Consider the following 23,348-nt stretch of genomic DNA (forward strand, 5'->3'; position numbering starts at 1 on the left):
TCGGACGTCATTGCTTTGCCGCGCGGAGCAATTCACCCTGTGAGCAGAATGATTTGGGAGGAGATCCGATGACGCCGCTCGAGAAGCTTAAAGCAATGAAGATGCCGTTTGCCGAACTCAAGGGCGTCGAGTTCGTCGAGGCCGGGAAAGATCGCGTGGTGGCGCGGATGACGGTCAGGCCCGATCTCTGCACGCTTCATCACACCATCCACGGCGGCGCGGTGATGGCGCTGGCCGATTCCGTCGGCGCGGCGGCCACCGTGATCAATCTGCCGGAGGATGCCAAGGGCACGACCACGCTTGAGAGCAAGACCAACTTTATCGGCGGGGCCAAGGAGGGAACCACGGTGATCGCGACCGCCACCCCAGTCCACAGAGGCCGGCGAACCCAGGTCTGGACCACCCGGCTGGAGACCGAGGACGGCAAGCTGGTCGCCGTGGTGACGCAGACCCAGCTGGTCCTCGTCTGAATACGGGGGCTTGATTTTGTTAACGAATTAGTCGCCTCCCATGCCCGAAACTTTGGCAGGTTCCCGTCTTGAAAAATTTGTTGCGATGCACAATATTGGAGGCCTAGGGATTCGAACGCCTCCTCGAGGGACACCAAGAGGAGTTTTGACTTGTCACTCGCAGCAGATTTTGGACTTGAAGTAACCAGTCGCCCGAAGTCCGTTCAGGGCTACGTGCGCACGTTGAGCCAGCAGGAAGAATTGCCGCTCTTGCGCGATCACCTGCTGAGGCTTGATGCCGAAAGCCGGCACGACCGCTTCAACGGTTTTCTCGACGACAGTTTCATCGAGCGTTACGCCGCCCGTTGCGCCGAGGACGGCACCGTGATCGTCGCCTATATCGTCGACGGCGTGGTCCGCGGGGCGGCCGAGCTGCATCCGCCCGAGGGCGATTCGCTGCCCGAGGTCGCCTTCAGCGTGGAAGCCTCGGCGCGGCGCCAGAACGTCGGCACCGTGCTGTTCAGCCGCCTGATCGCGGAAGCGCGCTGGAAAGGCTACAAGCGCCTGCGTATTACCACCGGCGCCGAGAATCACGCGATGCGCGCGCTCGCCAGGAAGTTCGGGGCGCATCTGCAATTCCGTCATGGCGAATCGACCGGTACGATCGATCTCGCCAAGGCGCCTGAGGACGAGCTCGCTGATCTCGCGGCCTCGCCATTCGCGGCCGGCCGCGCCCTTATCAGCTTCAACTCGACCTGCTGGAAGATCATTTCCAGCATCTATGGCAATCGCGCCGCCTGACCTGAAAAAGCCGACTGGAATCAAAAAAGCGGACCGGCAAAACCGGTCCGCTTTTGTATTCAGAATAGCGAGCTCAAGTGCTCAGGTGCCGGTGCGCTTGTCGTTGCCGAAGCGGCGCACGACACGGCGTTCGACCACCACTGAGCGCTGCGCGCCCTGTTCGCCGGCGATCACGCGCGTCGAGGTGATGCGGCTGTTGGTGCGAACCTGTTTCTTGACCTCGGCCTGGACGACATCAAGCGGCATGCCCATCAGGGCTGCGGCGATCTCGGCCTGCTGCTCCTGATCGTCGGTGATGCCGACGGCGGCGAAGATCGCCTCGTCCAGGGTCGGCGGATCGTGGCGCACGCGCCGCGTGCCATATTTCGTATTCCAGTCTGCGTTCATAACGGCCTCGTTTCGATGCCGGGATACCTAGTGCTGTCTATGTTGCATTGCAATATGAAATCGGTGTGGCATCACAGCTATGCACCGGTTGGGTGTCAGGGTGGTGACGCGACACCGGCAACATCCGCAAGCCGCTGTTGTGGCCAGCGTTTCAGCGCGGCGTGGCCCGCTTCCGTCAGCCCGTAGATTCCCCGCTCTGTGCGTTCGAACCAGCCATACACATTGTTAAGCATGATCTTGCCGGCATCGGGACAGCGTCGGCGCAATTCGCTCACCCGCCGCGGGCCTGCCGCAAGCTCCGAGGCGCAGGCCAGCGCCTGCTGCCGATAGGCCGTCATGATCGGCGCGCGCGTGCTACCGCCGAGCACCGGATCGCCCTGGCGGCGCTGATGCTCTGCGACGAGGCGCGAACGGACCTTCGGCTCGCGGCGTGGGGCTGCCGTCGGCGGCTTCACCAGCACCTCGACCTGACCGCGGTCGGTCACCCCGAGCATGCCGAAGCCGAGGCGGCGACAGAGATTGCGATAGCGCGCGTCGGTCTCGCGTCCCTTGCCGCGCACCGACATCTTTGCGGCGATCCAGACCTCGTCGCCGGCCGGTGCACGATCGACCGCCTGAAGGATCAGCTCGAGATTGAAGCTCAGCTTGAGCTCGCCGATCACGACTACCGGCGGATCTCCGGCGCTGAGGCCCACGAGATCGCAGCCGCCGATCTCGCCCTTGACCGTGAAGCCGAGCTCTTCGAGGAAGCGTTTGACAGGCAGGTAGAGCGTGGTTTCCAAAGAAAGCTTCCGGGTGTCACGTCCGATCGGAGAATCAGTTGCGGCAGTTTAGCCCGGAACGGGCTTGGGGCTCTGCGCCATTTGATCGGGAACAGATGATCCGGCTGTTGGCGACAAAATCGCACTCACCGGCGAGCAGAGCATCCGTTGCAAAGGCAATCTCCGGCTTTTTGACGCCTTTAGCCTATGAGACGGTCGTAGTCTGCGTGCGAGCCGATCCAGAACCAGACGCAGGCTCCATCAAACTCGATAGCGAGGGCGCGATAACGTAGGCCGACTCTGGCGGACCAAAATCGTCCGACCCGTTTGAATTGAAGCGAGGGATGCGTTGGGTCGTTCTTCAGCAGCTTGAAATTGGCATCGGCGAGCCGCCGAACATTGACGGGCAATGCCTCATAAGCCTTCCAGAATCTCGTGGAAGCCGTGTGCTTCACAAGTCGCGCGTTTGGGCGGCGCGATAATCGCTCAGCGCTTCCTCGGCAAATTGATCGAGCTTACCCGCCTTGATATCCTGCTCCAGGACCTGATCGAAGCGTTCAGCGTCGAACTGCTCGAACCATGCACGAAACCGGGCCAATTCGTCAGGCGTAAGTCGCTCGACCGCTTGCTCGATATCTTCCGTTGTCATGGTTCGAATATAGCAATGCAGGAAGGTTTAGAAAAGATGGGCGGTAGTTGAACCTACACCCGCCCGCCGACCGGGATCAGCGCGCCGGTGACGCCGCTGGCGGCATCGCTGGCGAGGAACAGGATGACTTCGGTGAGTTCCTGCGGTGTCACCCATTTGGCGAAGTCGGCTTTCGGCATGTCGGCGCGGTTCGCCTTGGTGTCGATGATCGAGGGCAGCACCGCGTTCACGGTCACCTTGCCTTTCCACTCGCTCGCCAGCGCCTCGGTGAGCCGATGGACGCCGGCTTTCGACGCCGCATAGGGGCCCATGCCGGAGCCGGCCTGAAGCGCTCCCATGGCGCCGATATTGACGATGCGGCCGGCTGTGGACGCAGCCAGATGGGGCAGCGCCGCGTGCGAGGCGTTGAGCGCCGTCAGCAGGTTGAGCGCATGCATGCGCTGCCATGTCTTGATGTCGCCGTCGCCCACGGTCTCGAAGGCGAAGCCACCGGCGATGTTAATCAACACTTCGACCTTGCCAAAGTGTCTTGCCGCCGCCTCGACTGCCGTTTTTGCTTGTGCTGCGTCGGACAGATCGACGCCGCCGATCTCGATGCGCTCAGGCGTCGGGGAGATTTGCGATGGCGAATGGTCGATGCCGGCCACGCGCGCGCCGCGCGACTGCGCGGTCTCGGCGACGACTTTTCCAAGTGCGCCGAGTGCTCCGGTCACGATCAGAACCTTGCCTTGCATCATCGTTCTCCCGGCGCGGCCGTGTAGGATTTATGCCCGATTACGATTGCAGATAGCGCGCCTTCAGTGCGGTCCGCTCCGCTCTGCCGAGCTTGAGACCGTCGCGCAAGTAGGTTTCGAGATCGCCATACTCGCTACCGACGGCCTCGAAAGCAGCCGCAAGATACGAAGCCTCGACGGTGCCGATCGCGTCGAGAACATCGGCGGGAAGGTCGGAGACATTTGATGCGTCGCGCTTGTAGTGCTGGTTGGTCAACAGGTAGTCCTCTGCAACGATTTCGTCGGCCACGCCGAGCGCATGCAGGATCAGCGCGCTGGCAAAGCCGGTGCGGTCCTTGCCGGCGGTGCAGTGAATGACGAGCGGCGCGCAGTCCTCCAGGAGATGTCCGAACAGGTTGCGGAAACTGGCCGTGTTGTGGCGGACGTAGTTGCGATAGGATTCGCGCATGAGTTCGAGCGCGACCGGCGCGGTCAGCCTGCCCCTGGCGAGCTCGGCGCGCAGCGCGGCCACGACCGTCGGCTCGATCGGCAGTGAATGCACGGCGATCTCACTGACCCCGCAGACACCCGCCGCACGCTCCTCGGCGCCGCGAAAATCGAAGGCGCTGCGCACGCCGAGCGCGCGGACGATCTCGACATCGGCGGCAGTGAGCTGGCCGAGATGGTTGGAGCGGAAGATGTGCCGCCAGCGCGTGGTGCGGCCATCTGCGGTCGGATAGCCGCCAAGGTCGCGAAAATTGCTGGCGCCTTGCAGGGCGAGATGGCGGGTAGGGGGGTCTTTCATGGAGGTGTCTTGTCAAGCATCTGAAGCGGTCGGTGACCGCCTGTGCGACCATATGATCCCGCAATCAAGTCCGGAATCAAAAAGGGCCGAAACACCGTTGTTTCGACCCTTTTTCGAACTGGCGCCGGGCATCGAGAGACCGCGGCGGTATTGAACCGAACGCAGGCATCAGCGATCCCATTTCGGCTTGGCTTCATCGACTGCTTCTTGATGGTACCAGCTGCCGCTGCAAATCGTCTCGTTTACGGGGAGCGAGGCGTGGTTGGCGGGAAGGCGGGTCTCACCGTTGCGGCGCCCCCCGAGAGCCGAGCGGCCCCCGACAGGGAATTGGTAGATCTGTGCAGATCCGTGACTCAGTCCATTGTTCATCATTGCGGTATCTCCCGAGATCGCAGCGCTGGGCCTCCATGGTGCGCCCGACTCGTTGGCTTGTGGTTACTGGAATCCCCATATCGGCCGTGCATTCCGAAATGCAAAGTGCTGAAAAGGAAATCAGCCTTGGCCTATTTTGTAGGCAGACTGCATTCTGCTTCCTCTAAGGCAGCGCTCGGGTGGCTAACGCGTGGGCCGTTGCGAAGGTTGCGGGCGACGGGCGCAGACTTGGCGAATATTGCCGGACGTTGATGCGCGTTTAGCCGGCAACCTAGACCCGGGCCTGCCTGCTCCAGAATCGGGCGATTTCCGCGGGATTTTTGCGGTGCAGCTTCACGCAAAGGTGCGCCGCTATGACGCACGGCGCACTGGCCGATCCGCCGGGAGGGAGAGGGGGCCGGCGGCGGTGGAAAACCTCCCGCGCCGCGGCCTTTTGGCACGTTAAATGCTTGGAAAGCGTCGGCCGATGTTGGCCGGGTAAACAATCGTGCGGGGGCCTGCGGCCCCCACCTTTCGCATCATCTACAGAGAGGCTCAATGACCAAGTATAAGCTCGAGTACATCTGGCTCGACGGATATACGCCGACTCCGAACTTGCGCGGCAAAACTCAGATCAAGGAATTCGCGTCGTTCCCGACGCTCGAGCAGCTTCCGCTCTGGGGCTTCGATGGCTCCTCCACCCAGCAGGCTGAAGGCCACAGCTCCGATTGCGTGCTGAAGCCGGTCGCGGTGTTCCCGGATGGCGCCCGCACCAACGGTGTGCTCGTGATGTGCGAAGTCATGATGCCCGACGGCAAGACCCCGCACTCGACCAACAAGCGCGCCACCATTCTCGACGATTCCGGCGCCTGGTTCGGTTTCGAGCAGGAATACTTCTTCTACAAGGACGGCCGTCCGCTCGGCTTCCCGGCCTCCGGCTATCCGGCCCCGCAGGGTCCGTACTACACCGGCGTTGGCTTCTCGAACGTCGGCGACGTCGCCCGCAAGATCGTCGAAGAGCATCTCGACCTCTGCCTGGCTGCCGGCATCAACCATGAAGGCATCAACGCGGAAGTCGCGAAGGGCCAGTGGGAATTCCAGATCTTCGGCAAAGGCTCCAAGAAGGCCGCTGACGAAATGTGGATGGCCCGCTACCTGATGCTGCGCCTGACCGAGAAGTACGGCATCGACATCGAGTTCCACTGCAAGCCGCTCGGCGACACCGACTGGAACGGCTCCGGCATGCACGCCAACTTCTCGACCGAGTACATGCGTACGGTCGGCGGCAAGGAGTACTTCGAGGCGCTGATGGCGGCGTTCGACAAGAACCTGATGGACCACATCGCCGTCTACGGCCCGGACAACGACAAGCGTCTGACCGGCAAGCACGAGACCGCGCCCTGGAACAAGTTCAGCTACGGCATTGCCGATCGCGGTGCTTCCATCCGCGTGCCGCACTCCTTCGTCAACAACGGTTACAAGGGCTATCTGGAAGACCGTCGTCCGAATTCGCAGGGCGACCCATACCAGATCGCTTCGCAGATCCTGAAGACGATCGCCTCCGTGCCGGCCGACAAGAAGGCGGCCGCCTAAGATCCTCCCGGCCCGGGCTGGGGGGCTGGCCCGGGTTGGACTTCGATCCGCCGAAGCCGAAAGGCTTCGGCGGATTTTTCATTCCGATGACAGTCGTTGCGGAGACCCCTCGGACGTCATGGCGGGAAATTTGTCCATCGCCGCCGAAAGCGGGATAGAGTGCGCCTGGATGCGTGCAGGGCCGGGGACGGCTGGTGTTTGAAGGCTTCTACAAGGTGAGATTTCAGCTCGGCGACGGGGTCGGCCGAAGCGTGATGCATGCTGGCAACGGCAAGATGCTCGGCGGTAATTCGGCCTTCGCCCATATCGGCACCTACGCCAAGACCGAAGCCGGCGTCGACATCGTGATCAACACGGTCCGCCACAACCCCGATCCGACCTATCGCGCCATGGCGGGCACGGACGATGCGACCCTGCTGGCCAAGGGCTGGGCCGACGGCGATCTCTATCGCTTCAAGGGCGAGCTCAAGGAGCTGCCCGGCGTACCCTTTCAGTCGTTGATGACGCTGATCACCGAAGACGAGATGCCGATCGCCGGCGGCGTCGGCGAGGCCGGCATCGCCGACGGGCTTTACTCGGTGCATCTGCGCATGCTCGACGGCGTCGACGGCGGTCTCACCGGCGTGATGCTGCTCAACAAGGGCCGCATCCTCGGCGGCGACGCATCATTCTACTATCTCGGCAGCTACACCGCCGCCAACGGGCGCTGGAAGGGCCAGATCCTCAATCAGGAGCACACGCCGGCCAAGGACGATCCGATCTTCGGCGGCCACGAGGTCGGCATCGGCTTCTCCGGCACTTATGATGCCGAGGAGGCGGTCCTGGAGGCAACGGCGCTCGCCGGCAAGCGCGGCCTGCGCCTGACCGCCGCGCTCAAGCTGATGCACCGCGCCTGATCGCCACGGGAATCGCTGATGGAAACAATTCGCATGCTTTCGACGCTCGGCCTGATGGGCGCGATGCGCAGCCTGTCCTCCGCGTACGAGGCCGCGACCGGCGTCCGCATCGACGCCGACTTCGCGCCGACTCTGGCGCTGCTCAAACGGTTGCGGGACGGCGAGGCCGCCGATCTCGTGATCCTCACCCGTGAAGGGCTCGACGAGATGATCGGCGAGGGCCGCGTCGTCTCAGGGAACGCAGCCGACCTCGCACGCTCCTTCGTCGGCATCGCGGTGCGGGCAGGGCAAGCACATCCCGACATCGCCACGGAATCCGCGCTGCGCAATACGCTGCTGGCGGCGCGATCGGTGGCCTATTCGCGGCTGGGCGCGAGCGGCGTGTACTTCGCCCAGCTGGTCGTCCGGATGGGGATCGCGGCCCAGATCAATGCCAAGGCCACCATCGTCGAGCAGGGCTTTACCGCAGAGCGGCTCGTGACCGGCGAAGCTGACCTCGCCGTGCAGCAGATCAGCGAGCTGAAGCAGGTCGAAGCCATCGAGGTGGTCGGCCCGGTCCCGCACGATCTGCAAACGCCGGCCGTGTTCTCCGCCGGCCGGATGGCCAACGCCAAACATGCCGAAGCCGCTGACCGGCTGCTGCGCTATCTGGCATCGCCCGAGGTCATCCCCGTGCTGCGCCAATCGGGGCTGGAGCCTTGAATTTGCCGGGGCCACGACGCAACCTGGCGTCCATGCGGACTTTCCTCGTTGCGATCCTTCTCACGCTTGCGGTGCCGTTGTCGGCGCATGCGCAATCGGCCGATCTCGTCCTGTGCGACCGGGTCGCCGCCGACCCCAGCGATCCCGACAAGCCGGCCGACATGAGGGGCGTGACGGAGATTGCGGCCGCCGACGTCACGACCGCCATCAAATTCTGCAAGCAGGCCGCGCCGTCATCGCGGCGCGCGATGTTCGCGCTCGGCCGCGCCTATGCGGCCAACCGGCAGACGGCGGAAGCGATGGCAGCCTGGCGCAAGGCCGCCGACAAGGGATCGAGTGCGGCGATGGTCGAGCTCGGTGTGGCCTACGGTACCGGCTCCGGCGTCGCCAGGGATGAAGCGCAGGCGCGCAAATTGTTCGAGAAGGCGGCGCAGGCCGGCAATCCCCGCGGCATCAGCAATCTCGCCGCGCTCAGTGGCACCGGCGGTGCCGCGCCGGCCGATCCCGCACAGGCGCGCGCATTGCTCGGCAAGGCCGCCGAGACCAATGCCGAGGCGCAGTACCAGCTCGGCGTGATGCTCTCCGAAGGCACGGGCGGGGCGAAGGACGACGCCGCGGCGCGCGCGCTGTTCGAGAAGGCGGCCGCGCAAAACCATCCCGGCGCGCTGGAGCGGATGGGTGCCTTCGCACAGGAAGGCCGCGGCGGGCCGAAGGACAAGGACGCCGCGAAATCCTATTACGAGCGCGCCGCAGCGCTCGGCGATGCGGATGCCAAGCAGGCGCTGGAGCGGCTGCGCTGTCCCTATGCGATCAAGGACAAGCAGGGCAAGCTCGTCACCACGCTGTGCTTCTAAAGCGCGTTGAACGCGCTTTGGATTTATTTGGGAGCATGATCTCTTCGGAAAACCGCTGTGCACTTTGCGCCAACGCGGCCCTGCGGGTCCGGATCATGCTGTAGCTCATTTGTAGTAGTAGGCGACGTTGTTGCGGGCGTCGCGATAGGTCATCTCGAGGAAATCGGGATAGTGCGCGGAGGCCTTCGCCACCGCGCGGACGACGCAGTCCCAGAAATCGCCATCCCAGCTGAAATACGTGAAGGTCGCGTCCTCGAACCTGACGGCGGTGATGATGGCCTGCCTGATCGCGTCGTCATCGGCACGCGGATGAGCGCGCTTCAGATAATCGAACATCGGTCCTTCATGGGCGTGGTCGCGATCCCAGCGGTATTTCGCGCTGATCTGCTCCGGCGTGAGGGTGCGGTTGACGCGGACCTCTTCGGCGGTCGGGCGCCCCTCGACCGAATCCAGCTGGGTGCGTCGGCGCCAAAGCTCGAACGCGGCATCGAGCAGCGGCTGCTTCGCCGCGCTTGCGATGAAGGTTGCGATCTGCGCCTCGGCTGATGGCTCCATGTGATCCATGCCGGTTTGTCGCGCGCCTCAACCGGCGGGTTCGAAGCCGGCTTGGGGGAGTGCGTAAGGGCGGCTCGCGACCGGCCAAACAAAAACTCGAAAAACAACCCCATGCACAGTAGCCAAGTGTTTGAAATCGCAGGTCCGCAAATGGTGTGAAATCGCCTCCTGCGGAATTGCCGAAATCTATTGCGCCGTCGGGCAAAACAGGCGCATGATGGCATCATGGCAGGGTGTGGCTTCGCGAATGCCCCTGCGCGAAAAAGCCCGATGGTCTTGGTGCGATGGCGGTGCTAGGTAGCGCGTGCTTTCCTTCTGATATTCCGGGTCAATTGCGTTGCTGGACGGACTCTACAAGGTTGAATACGGGGTCAACGATGCCTTCGGCCGCAGCATCATGTGCATGCATGACGGCAAGCTGCTGGGCGGCAATTCGGCCTTCGCGCATCTCGGAAGCTATTTCGAGCGCGACGGCGAGATCATCGCCGAAGTCATCACCGAACGGCATAACGACGATCCCAACTACAAGCCGCTGATGGGGGCCGACGTCGCCTCGATCGGCGCGCGCGGCCGGCTCGTTGGCAACCAGATCCGTCTCGCGGGCAGCGCGGACACGATGCCGGGCGCCGGTTTCTGGGCCAATCTCACCCGGCTCGATGACGAGGGGTTGCCGCCGCAGGGGACGATTGGTCCGGGCGGGGTGGTGAACGGGCTCTATGCGATCCACCTGCGCGCGCTCGACGGCGTCGATGCCGGGCTCTCCGGCGTCATGCTGCTGATGGACGGCCGCATCCTCGGCGGCGATGCGTTCTTCTACTATCTCGGCTCCTATTCCTCGGCCGACGGCCGCTGGAAGGGCGAAATCCTCAACCAGGAGCACACGCCGGCGAAAGGCGAGAACCCCGTGTTCGGCGGCTATGAGGTCGGGATCGGTTTCTCCGGCACCTGCACAACGGACAGCGGCGAGCTCGAAGGCATCGCGCTTGCAGGCAAGCGCAGCTTGCGGCTGGCAGCATCGCTCAAGTTGATGCGACGGGCGTAGGGCGGTTATTCAAAGGTCCGGGGTGTCCGCTTGCGAAGATAAGCAGGCTGGCGTTCCGCTGAGGTCGAGGTCAGCACGTGACCCCATTGCGGATCTCTCGTTGAACTTCCGATAGCGGCGCTTCTGAACGAAGCGTCATTCGGTAATTCCGCCATTGCAGATCATCCTCGATCGCACCACCACCGTGTCAACCTGTGCCGTTCCGGCGAGGACGCCCAAAATTGCGAGCAGGGTGGATCCGTATTTTTACGTAACGGAATGTTAAGACTAACAATACCAGCCGTGCCTCAGATTTAGGCAGAGCACCGCCGCTCGCCCCCCAAATCATCAATTGCCGACCGCACATCGTTGATGGGCTGAACACATTTTGAGGAAACGACATGATTGGCATGATCCAGAATTTGCGCATTGGAACCAAGCTTGGGATCGCTTCGGCCCTGAGCATTCTTCTGGTGGGCCTGATGATCTACACCCAGATGTCCGGCAACTTGGCGGTTAAAAGAGCTAATCAGACTGCGACCGAGCAACAGACAATCGCGCTCACTGCTGCAGAGGCGAAGGCGGCGCAGCGCGGCATGCAGATCGGCCTTCGCGACATGCGCCTCGCCAATGGCCCCGAGAGCTTCAAAGCGGCGAGCGAGTACCTTGCGGCCCGGGTGACGCGGGCACACGGATTTGCCGACGCGATGTTGAAGCTGAGCCATTCCCCGGAAAATCGAGGACGCATGGAGAAGCTCAAGGGCGGTATTGGAGAATATGCCAAGGGTGCCCAGCAGATCGCAGCGATCAAGACCGAGATCATTGGGATCGAAGCTAAGCGCGTCGCCGGCGGCGAACTGCCGGCTGATGCTGTTGCAAAGATCGCAAAACTCAACGACGAGGCAGTCCGCGTCGCTCGCGAGGTGACTTTGCCCGTCGCGAACGAAGTTGAGGTGCTGGCCAACAAAATTGTTGAATTTTCGAAGAGCAGCGCCGATGAGGCCAATGTCACTGCCGCAAAGGAAATGGCTTCAGCCGAACTCATGTCGCTGGCGATCGGCCTGTCGGCAGCGTTATTGTTGGTCGCAAGCTGCGTGTTCTCGATTTTCAGCATTGCCCGTCCCATGCGCGCATTGAGCCTTTCCATGGAGAAGCTTGCCGAGGGTGATTTCGGAGTGGTGCTGCCCGGCCTCGGCCGTAAGGACGAGGTTGGCCAGGTCGCTGGAGCGGTCGAGAAATTCAAGGTGGTGTCGGCACAGAAGGCCCAAGCGGAAGCCGAAGCCAAGATCAAGCAGGACCAAGTTGCCGCGCAGCAGCGCAAGGCGGACATGATCAAGCTCGCTGATGGTTTTGAAGGCGCTGTCGGCGAGATCATCGAAACCGTGTCTTCGGCCTCGACCGAACTCGAGGCCTCCGCGGCAACGCTCACTTCCACCGCCGAGCGAGCGCAGGAGCTCACCACCATGGTCGCTGCGGCCTCGGAGGAAGCCTCAACCAATGTGCAGTCTGTGGCGTCCGCCACTGAGGAACTGACGTCGTCCGTCAATGAGATCAGCCGCCAAGTGCAGGAATCGGCGCGAATGGCCAATGATGCCGTCAACCAGGCCCGCACCACCAACGATCGAGTCGGCGAGTTGTCGAAGGCTGCCGCGCGCATCGGCGATGTGGTAGAACTGATCAACACCATAGCCGGCCAGACCAATCTGCTGGCTCTCAACGCAACCATCGAGGCGGCCCGTGCTGGCGAGGCCGGTCGCGGCTTCGCAGTCGTGGCTTCGGAGGTTAAAGCCCTGGCCGAGCAGACCGCAAAGGCGACCGGCGAGATCGGTCAGCAGATCACCGGTATTCAAGCCGCGACCCAGGAATCGGTGAGCGCCATCAAGGAAATCAGCGGCACCATCGAGCGGCTGTCGGAGATTTCGTCAACCATTGCCGCAGCAGTCGAAGAGCAGGGCGCGGCGACGCAGGAGATTTCCCGCAACGTCCAGCAGGCGGCGCAAGGCACCCAGCAGGTCTCCTCCAACATCATGGATGTGCAGCGGGGAGCTAGTGAGACCGGGTCGGCTTCCTCGCAAGTTTTATCTGCTGCGCAGTCACTCTCAGGTGATTCTAATCGTCTCAAGCTGGAGGTTGGCAAGTTTCTTAGCACAGTGAGGGCTGCGTAGTCCTGGGCCCGGATATCTGGAGGCAAATGCACTCGAGCGATATGAAGCCTTCAATAACGAGGCAGACCAAAAGCTCGAAAGCTTCTATGGAGGATGGCTTCTGTTTTCGCGAGCGCATGGTCCCTGCCGGCCGCCGCTAGTTTGCGGCGTCACGGATTTGAATCGTGATCGACGTGCTGACTTCCTCTGTTGGCCCATCGCTTCGGTTGACGCGGTGCGATGCATGTCGGCTCGAGAGGTTAGAGCGGAAGTTTGCAGCCGAGAGCCAGTTCGGCGTGGTGAGATACATGTGGTGAGTTGACACTTCCGGTGTTGGCCCTTCGCATTGCCCGGACGCCGTGCAGCGATCTATCTGCAGTTCGGGTCAGTCCGGAAGTGCCACGACTCCAGTCAAACCGGCTTTGTTGACCCAAGAGGACATGGAGGTTCGCGTTCTATGCCGATTTGTTCTCATTCTCGGCGCGACACCGGGGCTACTTAACCGCCCGCAGCCTCAGTTGAATTCGCGCTCGCCTGGTTCAATCTGCGGAACAATTGTGCACGTTGGAACTTAGTGATTCTCGCAACCTGAGTGCAGTACAGTGGACCGCGATTTCAAAAACGAAGTCTTTTCCAGCTATCAGCCAAATCCGACCAAGCCCTGCAATCACTGTGGCCGAAGGCTGGCCCTCGCGGTGAAGATGCTCAACCCGGATACCGGTGGAATCGTTCGCATGTTCAAGTGCCAGTGCGGCGAGCAAACCTGGACTGAGAACAAAGAGTAAGGCTGCCGCGTCGGCGCGCTCATGCACTGCGACTTCTGCTCTTGGACCATCAGCGAAGTAGCGGCGCATTTCATTGAGGGCCGCGTGGTTATCGCATCGAAGCTCGACTGCTGCGACCGGTGGCGGTTTCGCCGGAAGGCCGGGTCAGTTGCGAAGTCCTGATCTAAGAAATTTCGACCACGCGAGAGCCCGGTGCCGCAGCGGCTCTTTGACTTGCGAGGCGCGCCACAGACCAAAGGGCTTCAGTTGTATAGAACTCCCATCAAACGATTTCCTCGTCGGTCAAGGGGTGCATCGGCCCGCCGTCCGTGTTTGAGAACAGCCTCTACCGACCTGTGTCAGGCCGGGTTAACTGCGGACTTGAGTTCGTTTATTGCAGCTTGCCGAGCCACAGGGCGGCGAGCGACTGGCGACTGCGCACGCCGAACTTGGCGTAGATCGACTTGACGTGAAAATGCGTGGTGTTCGGACTCTGCTCGAGCTTTTGCGCGATCTGCCTTTCCGTGTCCCCTGCGAGCAGTCCGAGCAACACCCGGCGTTCAGCTGGCGTGAGGGGCGCGTTGGCGATGAGCAGACCATGGCTGAGCAATTGTTGACGGTGAAACCATCTCAAGGCGCGCATCACGGAGCCCAGACGCTGGCCGTCCTGTGCCGTAAAGCGGGGTTGCTGGGCATCACGAAACACGAACAGGCGAATCCTCAAATCGTCATTGAGTGCGATGCGCACGGAAATGCTGTCGGCGAAGCCGACATCCAGATAGTGCCGACGATAGTGCTTGCCCTCGAACCATGCCGGCGGCAGCGTTTCGAACAGCAGGCGGACGCGGAACGGCTCATCGCCCGACATTGACAGGATCTGCGACAGGTCGACGTCGTCCGACCAGAGCGTATCGTACTGCTTCTGCACGGATGCCGCGACCGCCGGTACCGGGTCCAGCACCCTGACGAGGCGCGGACGCCAGCCGAGCAGGGGATCGGCCCGCTTCGGCGAAGGCAATCGCACGACCACGCCCCACAGCACATTGCGTGCCGACAACATGGTGCGCAGTGCGGACATCAGGTGGGTCAGCGCAGCATCACCATCGGCTACCGAGAAGTCGGCCAGTTGATCCCAGAGTGCATAGACGTCTTGATTTTGCGGATCGATGGGATCCGTGGAGAGAAGCATGTCATTCCCAGTGCGCGTGCAGAGTTTCTCTGACCTCAGAGGTCGCCGACCTGCGCGGGCATACATAAAGCACGGCGAACCACCTTTCTAGGTAGTTCTCAGACCTATCCAGTGGCGCGATATTCGGCGCCGTGACTGGGAAGACGGATTCTCTCAGCGTAGCGACATTGGGAGATCAGCGATGCGTACGACGACGGGCGCGCGCCGGCTTAGATGGCCCGGCGAAGGCCGGACGGACAGGCGATGGCCCGGCTCTTTCTTCGTCCTGTCAGGCGCTATTCCGGCACTCGCAGCTTCCACTGGCCAGGGTGCCGGCGGTGGAGCAATGAAGTGAAGAATACGCCTGCCCGTCGACAGCGCCGCGAGCTTCTGGTGCGATCAACTCTCCTGAGCGGCACGGCTTATGCCCTGATCAGTTGCACCTGTGCGCACGCCCAGACGGTCATCAATGTGTCCGACGGTGCCAGCCTGTCGGCGGCGATCGCGCAGGCCGACAGCAATGCCAGCGCGAGTTATGTCATCAATTTCCAGAACAACATCACGCTGACTGGCGCAGCGGCCGACACGCTCAGCGCCTTCAACACCACCAGCAACGTCACGGTGAATGGCGGCGGCTTCAGGCTGGACGGCGGTGGCGTGCAGCGCGGGTTCTTTGTCTACGCAGGCACTGTCGCCATTAACAATCTGACGATCCAGAACACCCAGGCGCTTGGCGGCGACGGGGGCAACGTTGGATTCGGTAGCGGGGGCGGCGCTGGCGGCCTCGGTGCAGGCGGCGCGCTGTTCGTGGCGAGCGGTGGCCATGTGACCGTGAGCAACGTCGTTCTTTCAGGCAACAACGCAACCGGCGGCGCCGGCGCTGTCGGCGGTGACGGCGTGCCGGGCGCAGGAACGGCCGGCGGCGCAGGCGGCGGTCTCGGCGGCCATGCAGTGGGCGGGTTCGCCGGTGGCGGTGTCGGACGCGGCGCCGATGGCGACACAGGGGCCGGAGGCGGGGCGGGCATTGTCGTTGGTGCGGCAAGTGGCGGACAGGGTTTCGGCGGCTCCCCCGGTGGCATTAACGGCGGAGGTGGCGGCGATGGAGGTGCCGGCGGGATCGGCGGAAGTCCCATATTCGGTAATGGCCAAGGCGGTTTCGGCGGCGGCGGCACTCATAGTGCTGCGGACGACAGAGGCGGCTCGGGGGGATTTGGCGGCGGCGGCGCAGGGGGTCACTCGATAGCGGGCCATCAGGGAGGCGCTGGTGGCGTTGGTGGCGGCGGCGGCGGCGGCGGCGGGGCAGACCATTTGGGTGAGGTGGCCGGAACCGGCGGGAGTAGAGGATTTGGTGGTGGCGTCGGTGGCAACGGCAGCAGCATCGCGGCGAACGGTGGCAGTGGTGGAGGTGGCGGCGGCGGCGGCGGCGCCGGATTGGGCGGCGCCATGTTCGTTCAGGAGGGCGGCTCGCTAACGATCGCCGGCGCGTTCAACGTCAACGGCGGCAGCGTCGCCGGGGGAGTCGGCGGCACGGGCGGCAACGGTTTTGGCGGCGTGGACAATGGCACGGCGGGTAGTGGCGGTTCTGCTTTCGGAGCCGGCATCTTCCTTCAAGGCAACGGCATCCTCAACTTCCAGCCCGGCGGCGGCGCGACGCAAACGCTTTCAGACGGCATCGCCGACCAGACCGGTTCTGGCGGCACGGGTGTCGAGGCCGGAATATGGGGACTGAACAAGAACGGCGTCGGCACGCTGGTGCTCTCGGCGGCCAACACCTATAGCGGCGCAACGATGGTAGACGGCGGAACGCTGCGCGCCGGACACGCCGCCGCGTTCGGGACCAGCAATCAGTTTTCGGTCGCGGGCGGCGCGACGCTGGATTTGAACGGCTTCAACCAGACATTCGCCGTTTTGCAAGGCGCCGGCACGGTGACCGGCGCCAGCAGCACGATCTCCGGCATGTTTACGCCTGGCAACGGCACGCCGGGTTCGTCGATGGTGATAACGGGCAATCTCGCGTTCCAGGCGGCCGCGCAATATCTGGTCCAAATCGACCCCACGACGGCCTCATTCACGGTCGTCAACGGTACAGCGACGCTTGGCGGCGCTGCGGTGGGCGCCAGCTTTGCGCCCGGGACCTATGTGCAGAAAAAGTACATCATCCTCACCGCGACGGGCGGCGTCAGCGGTGCCTTCGGTGGCGTGATTACTTCCAGTGCGCCATCGAACTTTTCTTCGACGTTGAGCTACGGTGCCAACAACGTCTACCTGGACATGGTCTTGAATTTTGGCATTCCAGGCGGCCTCAACCCCAATCAGCAGGCGGTCGGCGACGCGCTGACGAAGTTCTTCAACACCACCGGCGGCATTCCCGCAGTGTTCGCAAACATGTCGCCGAAGGGGCTCTCGCAGGCGGCCGGCGAGACCGGAACGGGATCGCAGCAATCCACGTTCAACGCGATGAACCAGTTCATGGGCGTCATGACCGACCCGTTCATTGCCGGACGCGATGACGGCGGAACTGCCGGCGGCAACGCCCCCGGTTATGCCGACGAGGAAGCGCTCGCCTTTGCCGCGAAGAAGCGCAATCCGAACGATGCGCTGGCGGCGATTTACACCAAGGCGCCAGCTGCGGTGCCGTTCCAGCAGCGCTGGAGCGTGTGGGCAGCCGGCTTCGGCGGCTCGCAGACGACCGACGGCAATAACCTGACCGGCTCCAATGCGGCGACGTCGCAAGTCTACGGCACAGCTGTTGGTGCCGACTATCGCTTCTCGCCGTTCACCATCGCCGGCTTCTCGCTGGCCGGTGGCGGCACCAGTTTCAGCGTGGCCAATCACGGGACCGGGCGTTCCGACCTGTTCCAGGCCGGCGCTTTCATCCGGCACACTATCGGCGCCGCTTATTTCTCCGGCGCACTCGCCTATGGCTGGCAGGACGTCACCACCGATCGCACCGTCACCATCGCCGGCATCGATCGGCTGCGTGCGCAGTTCAACGCCAATGCCTGGTCCGGCCGTGTCGAGAGCGGTTACCGCTTCGTGGCGCCCGTGATCGGCGGGCTCGGATTCACGCCCTACGCGGCGGGCCAGTTCACCACATTCGAGCTGCCGGCCTATGCGGAAGGTGTCGTCTCGGGCACCAACAATTTTGCACTCGCTTACAGTGCGAAGAGCGTGACCGCGACCCGCAGCGAACTCGGTCTGCGCACCGATAGATCCTTTGCCGTGCAGAGCGCGATGCTGACGCTGCGCGGCCGCGTGGCCTGGGCGCATGACTTCAGTTCCGACCGCGGCATCGGTGCGACGTTCCAGACGCTGCCGGGCGCCAGCTTCTTCGTCAACGGCGCCCCGCAGGCTACCGATTCCGCGCTTCTCACCGCATCCGCCGAAACCAAATGGATGAACGGCTGGTCGACCGCCGCGACTTTCGAAGGCGAGTTCTCCAACGTGACGCGCAGCTACGCCGGCAAAGGCGTGGTGCGATATGCGTGGTGAACTCCTGGCAGCGGTGCCGTCGGAAATGATCAGGCCGCGCGATCACGTGATGACGCTCGGCGTGAACTACAATTTCGATTGGACTCCGTTCCCGGGACGGAGTGCGCTTGAGAAATGAGATCGATTGGCGCGCTGTTGAGATCGCGAAGAAGCGGCGGCGCGCGGGCGCCGCCGACCCGAATGACGCTGTCTGCTTGCTACCGAGCGTCATTCTTACTGAAAGACGAGTCGAGAGCGTGACGATGAGGACGCACTGCTACCGTTCTCGAAAGCTATGAATACAGTCGATAACTTAAAAAACAGGTGGGCTTTAATGAAGAAGATCTTGATGGCCTCGGTGGCCTTACTGACTATGGTTGGCTCATCATCGGCCGCTGACTTGTACGCAAAGGCGCCGGCCCATGCCGCTCCGGTTTTCAATTGGACAGGTTTCTACGTCGGTGTGAACGCCGGATATGGCGGCGGTGAATCGGCAATCATCACTGAGTCTCCTTTCGGGAGCGGAGTGTTGGCCCTCAAGTCGAACGGATTTCTCGGCGGCGGCCAATTTGGTTACAACTGGCAGGCCGCACAGTTCTTGTATGGCTTCGAAGCTGACATTCAGGGCACCGATGTGAAAAGCAGCCTCGGGATCCCCGCGCTTTTTGGCGGCGCCGCCGGCACGACGGTGGATTATTTCGGTACGGTTCGCGGACGCATTGGTTTCCTGCCGTGGGAGCGTTTCGTCGTTTACGCGACGGGCGGTCTCGCCTATGGACAGACAACAACCAACAGCGGCGTTCCACTCGGGACGAATACGAAGCTCGGTTGGACCGCCGGCGCCGGCTTCGAATACATGATCGCACAAAACTGGTCTTTGAAGACCGAGTACCTTTACGTTGACCTGGGCAAGGACGCATTCAACCTAGATCAATTTGGCCTTCCCCCAGGCACCGGTTTCTCTGTCAGCGAAAAAACAGACATGCACGTCGTGCGCGCTGGTGTGAACTATCATTTCTAAGCGAACGAAGCTTAAGCGAACGAAGCTTTCAGACGTTGGCTGAGAACGAGACGCAAGAGGGGCCCCGGCGACGGAGCCCCTCAGTTATTTTTCACACTGCGTTGGTTTGCATTTTCTCGGCGTCGAAGGAGTGAAGCCTCGATGCCCTGTCACCGTACTGCTGCTTCACTGGAGCTTTTTTGTCATGCTTCGACGTCGTCACGGCGCCGGGCAGGCCGCTCCGGTCTTCACCCAGGCTTCGACCAGCGCGCCGGCCTGCGCTTGCGTGCCCGGCACGGGTGAGCGGCCGAAGCCGGGCTTCCAGGCCCAGCCGACGAGGGTGTCCTTGCCGATATGGTCGATCAGGTCTTCCACCTTGCGCCCGCCATTGCGCGCGGGATCCCTGATCTGCTCGCAGATCTCGCCGACGGTCTTGCCCTCCCAGGCCATCTCGCGCGGCGCCAGATGCCAGTCGGGATGGCCGGGCATGCGGCCGGGCTCGAAATTGGCCTTCTGGTGACAGGTGTTGCAGCGCATCGCCTCGAGCCCATGGCTGTCAGCGCCGCGCGTGACCGGCGGCTGATGCAGACGGGCATTGTCGCCCTGGCGCGGCCTGTCGCCGGCCGGATGGCAATTGGTGCAACGCGGATGCGTCAGCACCTTGCCGAGCTCGGTGAAGATTGCGGCCGAACGCTTCTCGGTATCGCCGATCGAAGCAAAGCTCTCGGGCGAGGCGAGGGCGTGGCTTGCCGTCTCCGACGCCGCGTAGCCCGCACTGAGACTGCCGGCGAGTGCGGCGACCACGGCAATCATCTTGAACCGCACGTCGGAGATCATGATGCGTGTCACTTGGTGGCCATGAGGTAGCGCTTCGAGTCGGCGAGGATCACGTCGCGCACCGCCTCGTGATATTTGACGTAGCCGGTGCAGCGACAGAGATGACCGTCGAGCGCATCCGCGATGGTCTGCTCCAGCGCCTCGCGCGCGACCGGTGCCCGCGACAGGCGCTCCAGCAAGACCTGGCCCTCATTGAGGAAGCCGGCGGTGCAATAGCCGCACTGAAAGGCGAAATGTTCGATGAAGGCCTTTTGCAGGGTCGAGAGCTCGCCGTCCCTGGCGTGGCCCTCGACGGTGCGGATCGATTTGCCGTCGAAATTCATGGCGGGCGCGACGCAGGTCGGGCTGGTGGTGCTGGTGCCGTCGGGCGCGTCGACGATGACGGCGCAGCTCAGGCATTGCGCGGCGCCGCAGCCGAACTTGGTGCCGGTCATGCCCAGCATCTCGCGCAGAAAATCGTTCATCGAGAGATCGTCGCGGACGTCCATCGGACCGTGCTTCTGGCCGTTGATGGTGAGGCTGAGGGTCGTCACGCGAGCACTCCCTTCAATAGGCTTGCGGTGACCGGCAGCGCGCGGAAGCGATGGCCGGTGGCGTCGTGGATGGCGTTGATCAGCGCCGGCACGATCGGGATCATCACGACCTCCGCCATGCCCTTCGGCGCTTCGTCTGGTACTAGCGGCTTCAGCATCTCGATCTCGAGATCGCGGAGCGGCAGGTCGGAGCCGCGTGCGACCAGATAGCGCCCGAGATTCCATTCGCCGTTGCCGGGGCCGCCCTCGAACGGGGGCAGGGTTTCGAGCAGCGCGTAGCCGACGCCCATGGCGAAGCCGCCCTGGGCCTGGCCCATCACCACCTCGGGCACCAGCGCGGTGTTGCATTCGAAAACGCTATAGGCCTTGGCGATGCGAAGCGCGCCGGTTGCGCGCTCGATCTCGACGCGGACGACCGTGCCGCACATCGAGGTGTAGGCGGTGCCGATCCGGTTGTTGTCGGTCGGCGGAAACTTGACGCTGGTGCGGTTGATCCGCTCGAACTTGCCGTTGCCTTTGCGGATCGCCAGCGCGTCGATCTCGGCGCGGTATTGCTCGCCGGACAGCGGGAAGCGTGCCCGCGACCACGCCCAGCGCGAGAAGCTGTGCGCAACCGCACCGGTGACGAAGCCGCGCGCGTGAGCTGCCGCCGCGAGCGCAGGGAGGGCGAGCGGTTCGAGGCCGGGCATGATGAGCTGGCCGTTGTGCCAGCTTGCGCTGGCCCATTGCCCCGCGCGCGGATCGGTCTTTGCGATGCGCCACAGCTCGAGCGCCGCGGGCCACAGGCCGAAGCGGAAAATCACGCGGGCGGCTTCCGCGGCGGAATGCGTGCCGACATGCGCGCCGATCGAGGAGCTCGTCGGCGAGCTGATCGCGGGCACCCAGCGCGGGTTCTTCTCCGCGGCATCCTGGGTCTTCTGGTCCATGGTTGAGGGATCGCCGGATGTGACCAGCCCGAGTACGTCATAGCTGTCGACGCGGGCGACCGAGACCTCATCGGCGATGGCGCCGAGATGGCCGGCGACCCGGTTGGCCAGCGCCGTCCCGATGCCGTTGCCCATCTCGACATGATCGCAATAGATGACGATCCTGCCGTCAGGTCCAAGCTCGACGCGTCCGAGCGAGCCGTCCGCACCGGAGCCATAGTCTTTCGTGACGCAGGCGACGCCGGTGCCGACCAGCCGATCCGACGAGGTCTGCTTGAACTGCGCCCGCTGCTGCCAGATCGGATGCTTCTCGAGCTTGTCGAGGATTTCGGGCGTGCGCACCGAGACGATGTAGGGATTGCCCGTCATGGTCCGACCGTTCTGCGGCAGCGCGTTACGCCGCCGGAAATCGATCGGATCGCGCTTGAGCTCGGACGCGGCTTCGTCGATCAGGACCTCCAGCGCCGTCATGGCTTGCAGGATGCCGTAGCCGCGCATCGAGCCCGCGCTCACGCCGCGCGAGTGCACCGCGACGGTCCTGACGTCGACCTTCGGAATGTCGTAGATGCCGATCGCGCCGGTGGCCGCGACGACGGCGACGCTGGCCGAGAAATGGGCGAGCCCGCCGCCGTCGAGCACGTGATCGGCGGCGAACGCCTTGATCTTGCCGGTCGCGCGATCGATGCCGATGCGCGAGCGCATCTTGATCGAATGGCGTTTGATGCCGGCCTGAAATTGCTGGTAGCGGTCATGCGCCAGCCGCACCGGCTTGCCGGGAAAGCAGACCGCCGCGAGCGCAACATAGAGAATGAAAGGCGTGTGATCGCGACCGCCGAAGCCGCCGCCGACATGGGCGAACTGCGCGTTGATGTGCGCCGGCTTGTAGGGCGCGCGGGCCTTGCCGAACAGATGCGCGATCGACTCCGCCGCCTCGTAGGGCGACTGGACGCCAAGCAGCAGTTCGAGATTGCCGCCCTTGCCGTCGTACCAGGCGAGCCCGCATTCCGGCTCGAGGAACATCGGGTCGACCGATTGCGTCTCGAACTCGCGGTCGAGCACCAGCATGGAGGCGTCATCCGCTGCAAGCTCGGCGCGGATATGCTCGCCATGTTTCGCCGCCTTGGCGTAATCCGCCGGCATGTCCTTCGCGAGCGGTGACCACACCGGCAGCGCCGCGCTCTGCACCTTCTTGGGCGAGACCCAGCCGGCCTGGAGCGGCGAATAGACATCCGGTTGGTCAGGCGAGGGACCTGCCACGCGGGTGAAGCGGAAGGCCCCGTAATCGGGGACGACGACAGGCCCGGTCTCCTCGCCGAATTGGACGAACGTGCCGTCGCGCAGCGCGAGACGCGCCTGGTCGAAGGCGTCGAACTTTTCGAAGATCAAAAGCGCAACCGGCTGTCCCAGATAAAGCGGCGTCTTGCCGATCGGACAGAACAGGTCGCCCGCATAGAATTCCGGCACCTGCGTCCCGATCCGATCGAGATCGGCGGCTGTCACCACCACCGACGGCTTGAGCGCGCCGCCGAGGCGGCCGAGGTCCAGTCCGGTATAGACATGCGTGGCGTCGTTGGCGCGGACCAGGATGGCGTGCGAGGTGGCCTGCGGCCAGCCCTGCAGATCGTTGGCCCGGAAGTCGGAGGCGTAAAGCTTTGCGCCGGTGACCTTGGCGACGCCGTCAACGCGGCCGGCGCCCGTTGTCGCGGGATTGAACTTGCCGCGTCCGGGCAGCGTCTCGTGCGCTGCGAAGGGCACGCCCGCCGCGGACGCCAGATGTGACAGGCTGACCGAGATGCCTCCCGCCGACAACCACTTCACGAACTCACGTCGCGAAGGCCCCATGATCATATCCTTGTACAGAGTTTCGAGAACATCGGGATGCGGCCAGCATGCGATGTCCGGAGGGCATAGGTCAGCGCCAGCGCGAATCCGTCACGATGCATCATGCGACGATAGAACGGGTGAGAA

22 protein-coding genes are annotated in these 23,348 nt (G+C 63.4%); 10 read left to right on the forward strand and 12 right to left on the reverse strand.

Features of this window, described 5'->3' with window-relative positions:
• Positions 1-68 precede the first annotated feature (68 nt).
• Positions 69-470, forward strand: a complete 402-nt coding sequence (locus IVB47_RS11855) for a PaaI family thioesterase (protein WP_027569725.1) — start codon at positions 69-71, stop codon at positions 468-470.
• Between the two features lie 150 nt (positions 471-620).
• Positions 621-1,250, forward strand: a complete 630-nt coding sequence (locus tag IVB47_RS11860) for a GNAT family N-acetyltransferase (protein ID WP_007609461.1) — start codon at positions 621-623, stop codon at positions 1,248-1,250.
• An 81-nt stretch (positions 1,251-1,331) separates the two neighbouring features.
• On the opposite strand, the gene IVB47_RS11865 is transcribed toward IVB47_RS11860, so the two are convergent.
• The 7 genes from IVB47_RS11865 to IVB47_RS11895 all read right to left on the reverse strand — a co-directional run bounded on the left by IVB47_RS11865 (position 1,332) and on the right by IVB47_RS11895 (position 4,937).
• Positions 1,332-1,637: a hypothetical protein gene (locus IVB47_RS11865; RefSeq protein ID WP_007591844.1), complete on the reverse strand. Its 306-nt coding sequence runs from the start codon at positions 1,635-1,637 to the stop codon at positions 1,332-1,334.
• Positions 1,638-1,732: 95 nt separating this feature from the next.
• Positions 1,733-2,419 (reverse strand): DUF2161 family putative PD-(D/E)XK-type phosphodiesterase, encoded by a 687-nt coding sequence (locus IVB47_RS11870; protein ID WP_247408483.1) that lies wholly within the window; start codon positions 2,417-2,419, stop codon positions 1,733-1,735.
• 179 nt (positions 2,420-2,598) lie between these two features.
• Positions 2,599-2,853, reverse strand: a complete 255-nt coding sequence (locus IVB47_RS11875) for a hypothetical protein (protein ID WP_247461724.1) — start codon at positions 2,851-2,853, stop codon at positions 2,599-2,601.
• Positions 2,850-3,047, reverse strand: coding sequence for a hypothetical protein (locus IVB47_RS11880; protein WP_027569729.1), 198 nt, complete (start codon positions 3,045-3,047; stop codon positions 2,850-2,852). Before IVB47_RS11880 ends, IVB47_RS11875 begins: the two co-directional genes overlap by 4 nt.
• A gap of 53 nt (positions 3,048-3,100) precedes the next feature.
• Positions 3,101-3,781 (reverse strand): SDR family oxidoreductase, encoded by a 681-nt coding sequence (locus tag IVB47_RS11885; protein WP_247461726.1) that lies wholly within the window; start codon positions 3,779-3,781, stop codon positions 3,101-3,103.
• A gap of 40 nt (positions 3,782-3,821) precedes the next feature.
• Positions 3,822-4,565: a tyrosine-protein phosphatase gene (locus IVB47_RS11890; RefSeq protein ID WP_247461728.1), complete on the reverse strand. Its 744-nt coding sequence runs from the start codon at positions 4,563-4,565 to the stop codon at positions 3,822-3,824.
• Between the two features lie 168 nt (positions 4,566-4,733).
• Positions 4,734-4,937: a DUF2735 domain-containing protein gene (locus IVB47_RS11895; protein WP_007591835.1), complete on the reverse strand. Its 204-nt coding sequence runs from the start codon at positions 4,935-4,937 to the stop codon at positions 4,734-4,736.
• Positions 4,938-5,474: 537 nt separating this feature from the next.
• Between IVB47_RS11895 and IVB47_RS11900 the strand changes: the two genes are divergently transcribed.
• From IVB47_RS11900 to IVB47_RS11915, 4 genes are all read left to right on the forward strand, one after another.
• Positions 5,475-6,509 carry a glutamine synthetase beta-grasp domain-containing protein gene (locus IVB47_RS11900; protein WP_007591833.1) on the forward strand — a complete coding sequence of 345 codons (1,035 nt, stop codon included), beginning with the start codon at positions 5,475-5,477 and terminating at the stop codon, positions 6,507-6,509.
• 194 nt (positions 6,510-6,703) lie between these two features.
• Positions 6,704-7,405: a GrlR family regulatory protein gene (locus tag IVB47_RS11905; RefSeq protein ID WP_247461730.1), complete on the forward strand. Its 702-nt coding sequence runs from the start codon at positions 6,704-6,706 to the stop codon at positions 7,403-7,405.
• A gap of 18 nt (positions 7,406-7,423) precedes the next feature.
• Positions 7,424-8,107 carry a substrate-binding domain-containing protein gene (locus tag IVB47_RS11910; protein WP_247461732.1) on the forward strand — a complete coding sequence of 228 codons (684 nt, stop codon included), beginning with the start codon at positions 7,424-7,426 and terminating at the stop codon, positions 8,105-8,107.
• 32 nt (positions 8,108-8,139) lie between these two features.
• Positions 8,140-8,961 (forward strand): tetratricopeptide repeat protein, encoded by an 822-nt coding sequence (locus IVB47_RS11915; RefSeq protein ID WP_247461734.1) that lies wholly within the window; start codon positions 8,140-8,142, stop codon positions 8,959-8,961.
• 105 nt (positions 8,962-9,066) lie between these two features.
• On the opposite strand, the gene IVB47_RS11920 is transcribed toward IVB47_RS11915, so the two are convergent.
• The gene (locus tag IVB47_RS11920; RefSeq protein WP_245287858.1) at positions 9,067-9,516 is read right to left on the reverse strand and encodes a hypothetical protein; all 450 of its coding nucleotides are present in this window, start codon (positions 9,514-9,516) and stop codon (positions 9,067-9,069) included.
• Between the two features lie 337 nt (positions 9,517-9,853).
• Here IVB47_RS11920 and IVB47_RS11925 point away from each other — a divergent pair, with 337 nt between their 5' ends.
• Both IVB47_RS11925 and IVB47_RS11930 read left to right on the forward strand, forming a co-directional pair.
• Positions 9,854-10,558, forward strand: a complete 705-nt coding sequence (locus IVB47_RS11925; protein WP_247286332.1) for a GrlR family regulatory protein — start codon at positions 9,854-9,856, stop codon at positions 10,556-10,558.
• A 380-nt stretch (positions 10,559-10,938) separates the two neighbouring features.
• Entirely contained in the window at positions 10,939-12,702 is a 1,764-nt protein-coding gene (locus tag IVB47_RS11930) for a HAMP domain-containing methyl-accepting chemotaxis protein (protein WP_027569737.1), read from the forward strand.
• A 1,134-nt stretch (positions 12,703-13,836) separates the two neighbouring features.
• On the opposite strand, the gene IVB47_RS11935 is transcribed toward IVB47_RS11930, so the two are convergent.
• On the reverse strand, positions 13,837-14,700 hold the full coding sequence (locus IVB47_RS11935; protein WP_245287859.1) for a helix-turn-helix transcriptional regulator: 864 nt from the start codon (positions 14,698-14,700) through the stop codon (positions 13,837-13,839).
• Between the two features lie 306 nt (positions 14,701-15,006).
• Here IVB47_RS11935 and IVB47_RS11940 point away from each other — a divergent pair, with 306 nt between their 5' ends.
• Complete coding sequence (locus tag IVB47_RS11940; protein ID WP_247461736.1) at positions 15,007-18,105, forward strand: autotransporter domain-containing protein; 3,099 nt, start codon at positions 15,007-15,009, stop codon at positions 18,103-18,105.
• A gap of 313 nt (positions 18,106-18,418) precedes the next feature.
• The gene (locus IVB47_RS11945) at positions 18,419-19,105 is read left to right on the forward strand and encodes an outer membrane protein (protein ID WP_247361382.1); all 687 of its coding nucleotides are present in this window, start codon (positions 18,419-18,421) and stop codon (positions 19,103-19,105) included.
• A gap of 198 nt (positions 19,106-19,303) precedes the next feature.
• On the opposite strand, the gene IVB47_RS11950 is transcribed toward IVB47_RS11945, so the two are convergent.
• From IVB47_RS11950 to IVB47_RS11960, 3 genes are read right to left on the reverse strand one after another with little or no spacing between them, the layout of a single operon-like run.
• Positions 19,304-19,921, reverse strand: coding sequence for an Isoquinoline 1-oxidoreductase subunit (locus tag IVB47_RS11950; protein ID WP_249806669.1), 618 nt, complete (start codon positions 19,919-19,921; stop codon positions 19,304-19,306).
• A gap of 8 nt (positions 19,922-19,929) precedes the next feature.
• The gene (locus IVB47_RS11955; RefSeq protein ID WP_247461741.1) at positions 19,930-20,454 is read right to left on the reverse strand and encodes a (2Fe-2S)-binding protein; all 525 of its coding nucleotides are present in this window, start codon (positions 20,452-20,454) and stop codon (positions 19,930-19,932) included.
• Positions 20,451-23,222 (reverse strand): molybdopterin cofactor-binding domain-containing protein, encoded by a 2,772-nt coding sequence (locus IVB47_RS11960; protein ID WP_247461742.1) that lies wholly within the window; start codon positions 23,220-23,222, stop codon positions 20,451-20,453. Before IVB47_RS11960 ends, IVB47_RS11955 begins: the two co-directional genes overlap by 4 nt.
• Positions 23,223-23,348 lie beyond the last annotated feature (126 nt).

The sequence above is a fragment of the Bradyrhizobium sp. 62 genome (assembly GCF_023073035.1).
Lineage (GTDB): Bacteria > Pseudomonadota > Alphaproteobacteria > Rhizobiales > Xanthobacteraceae > Bradyrhizobium.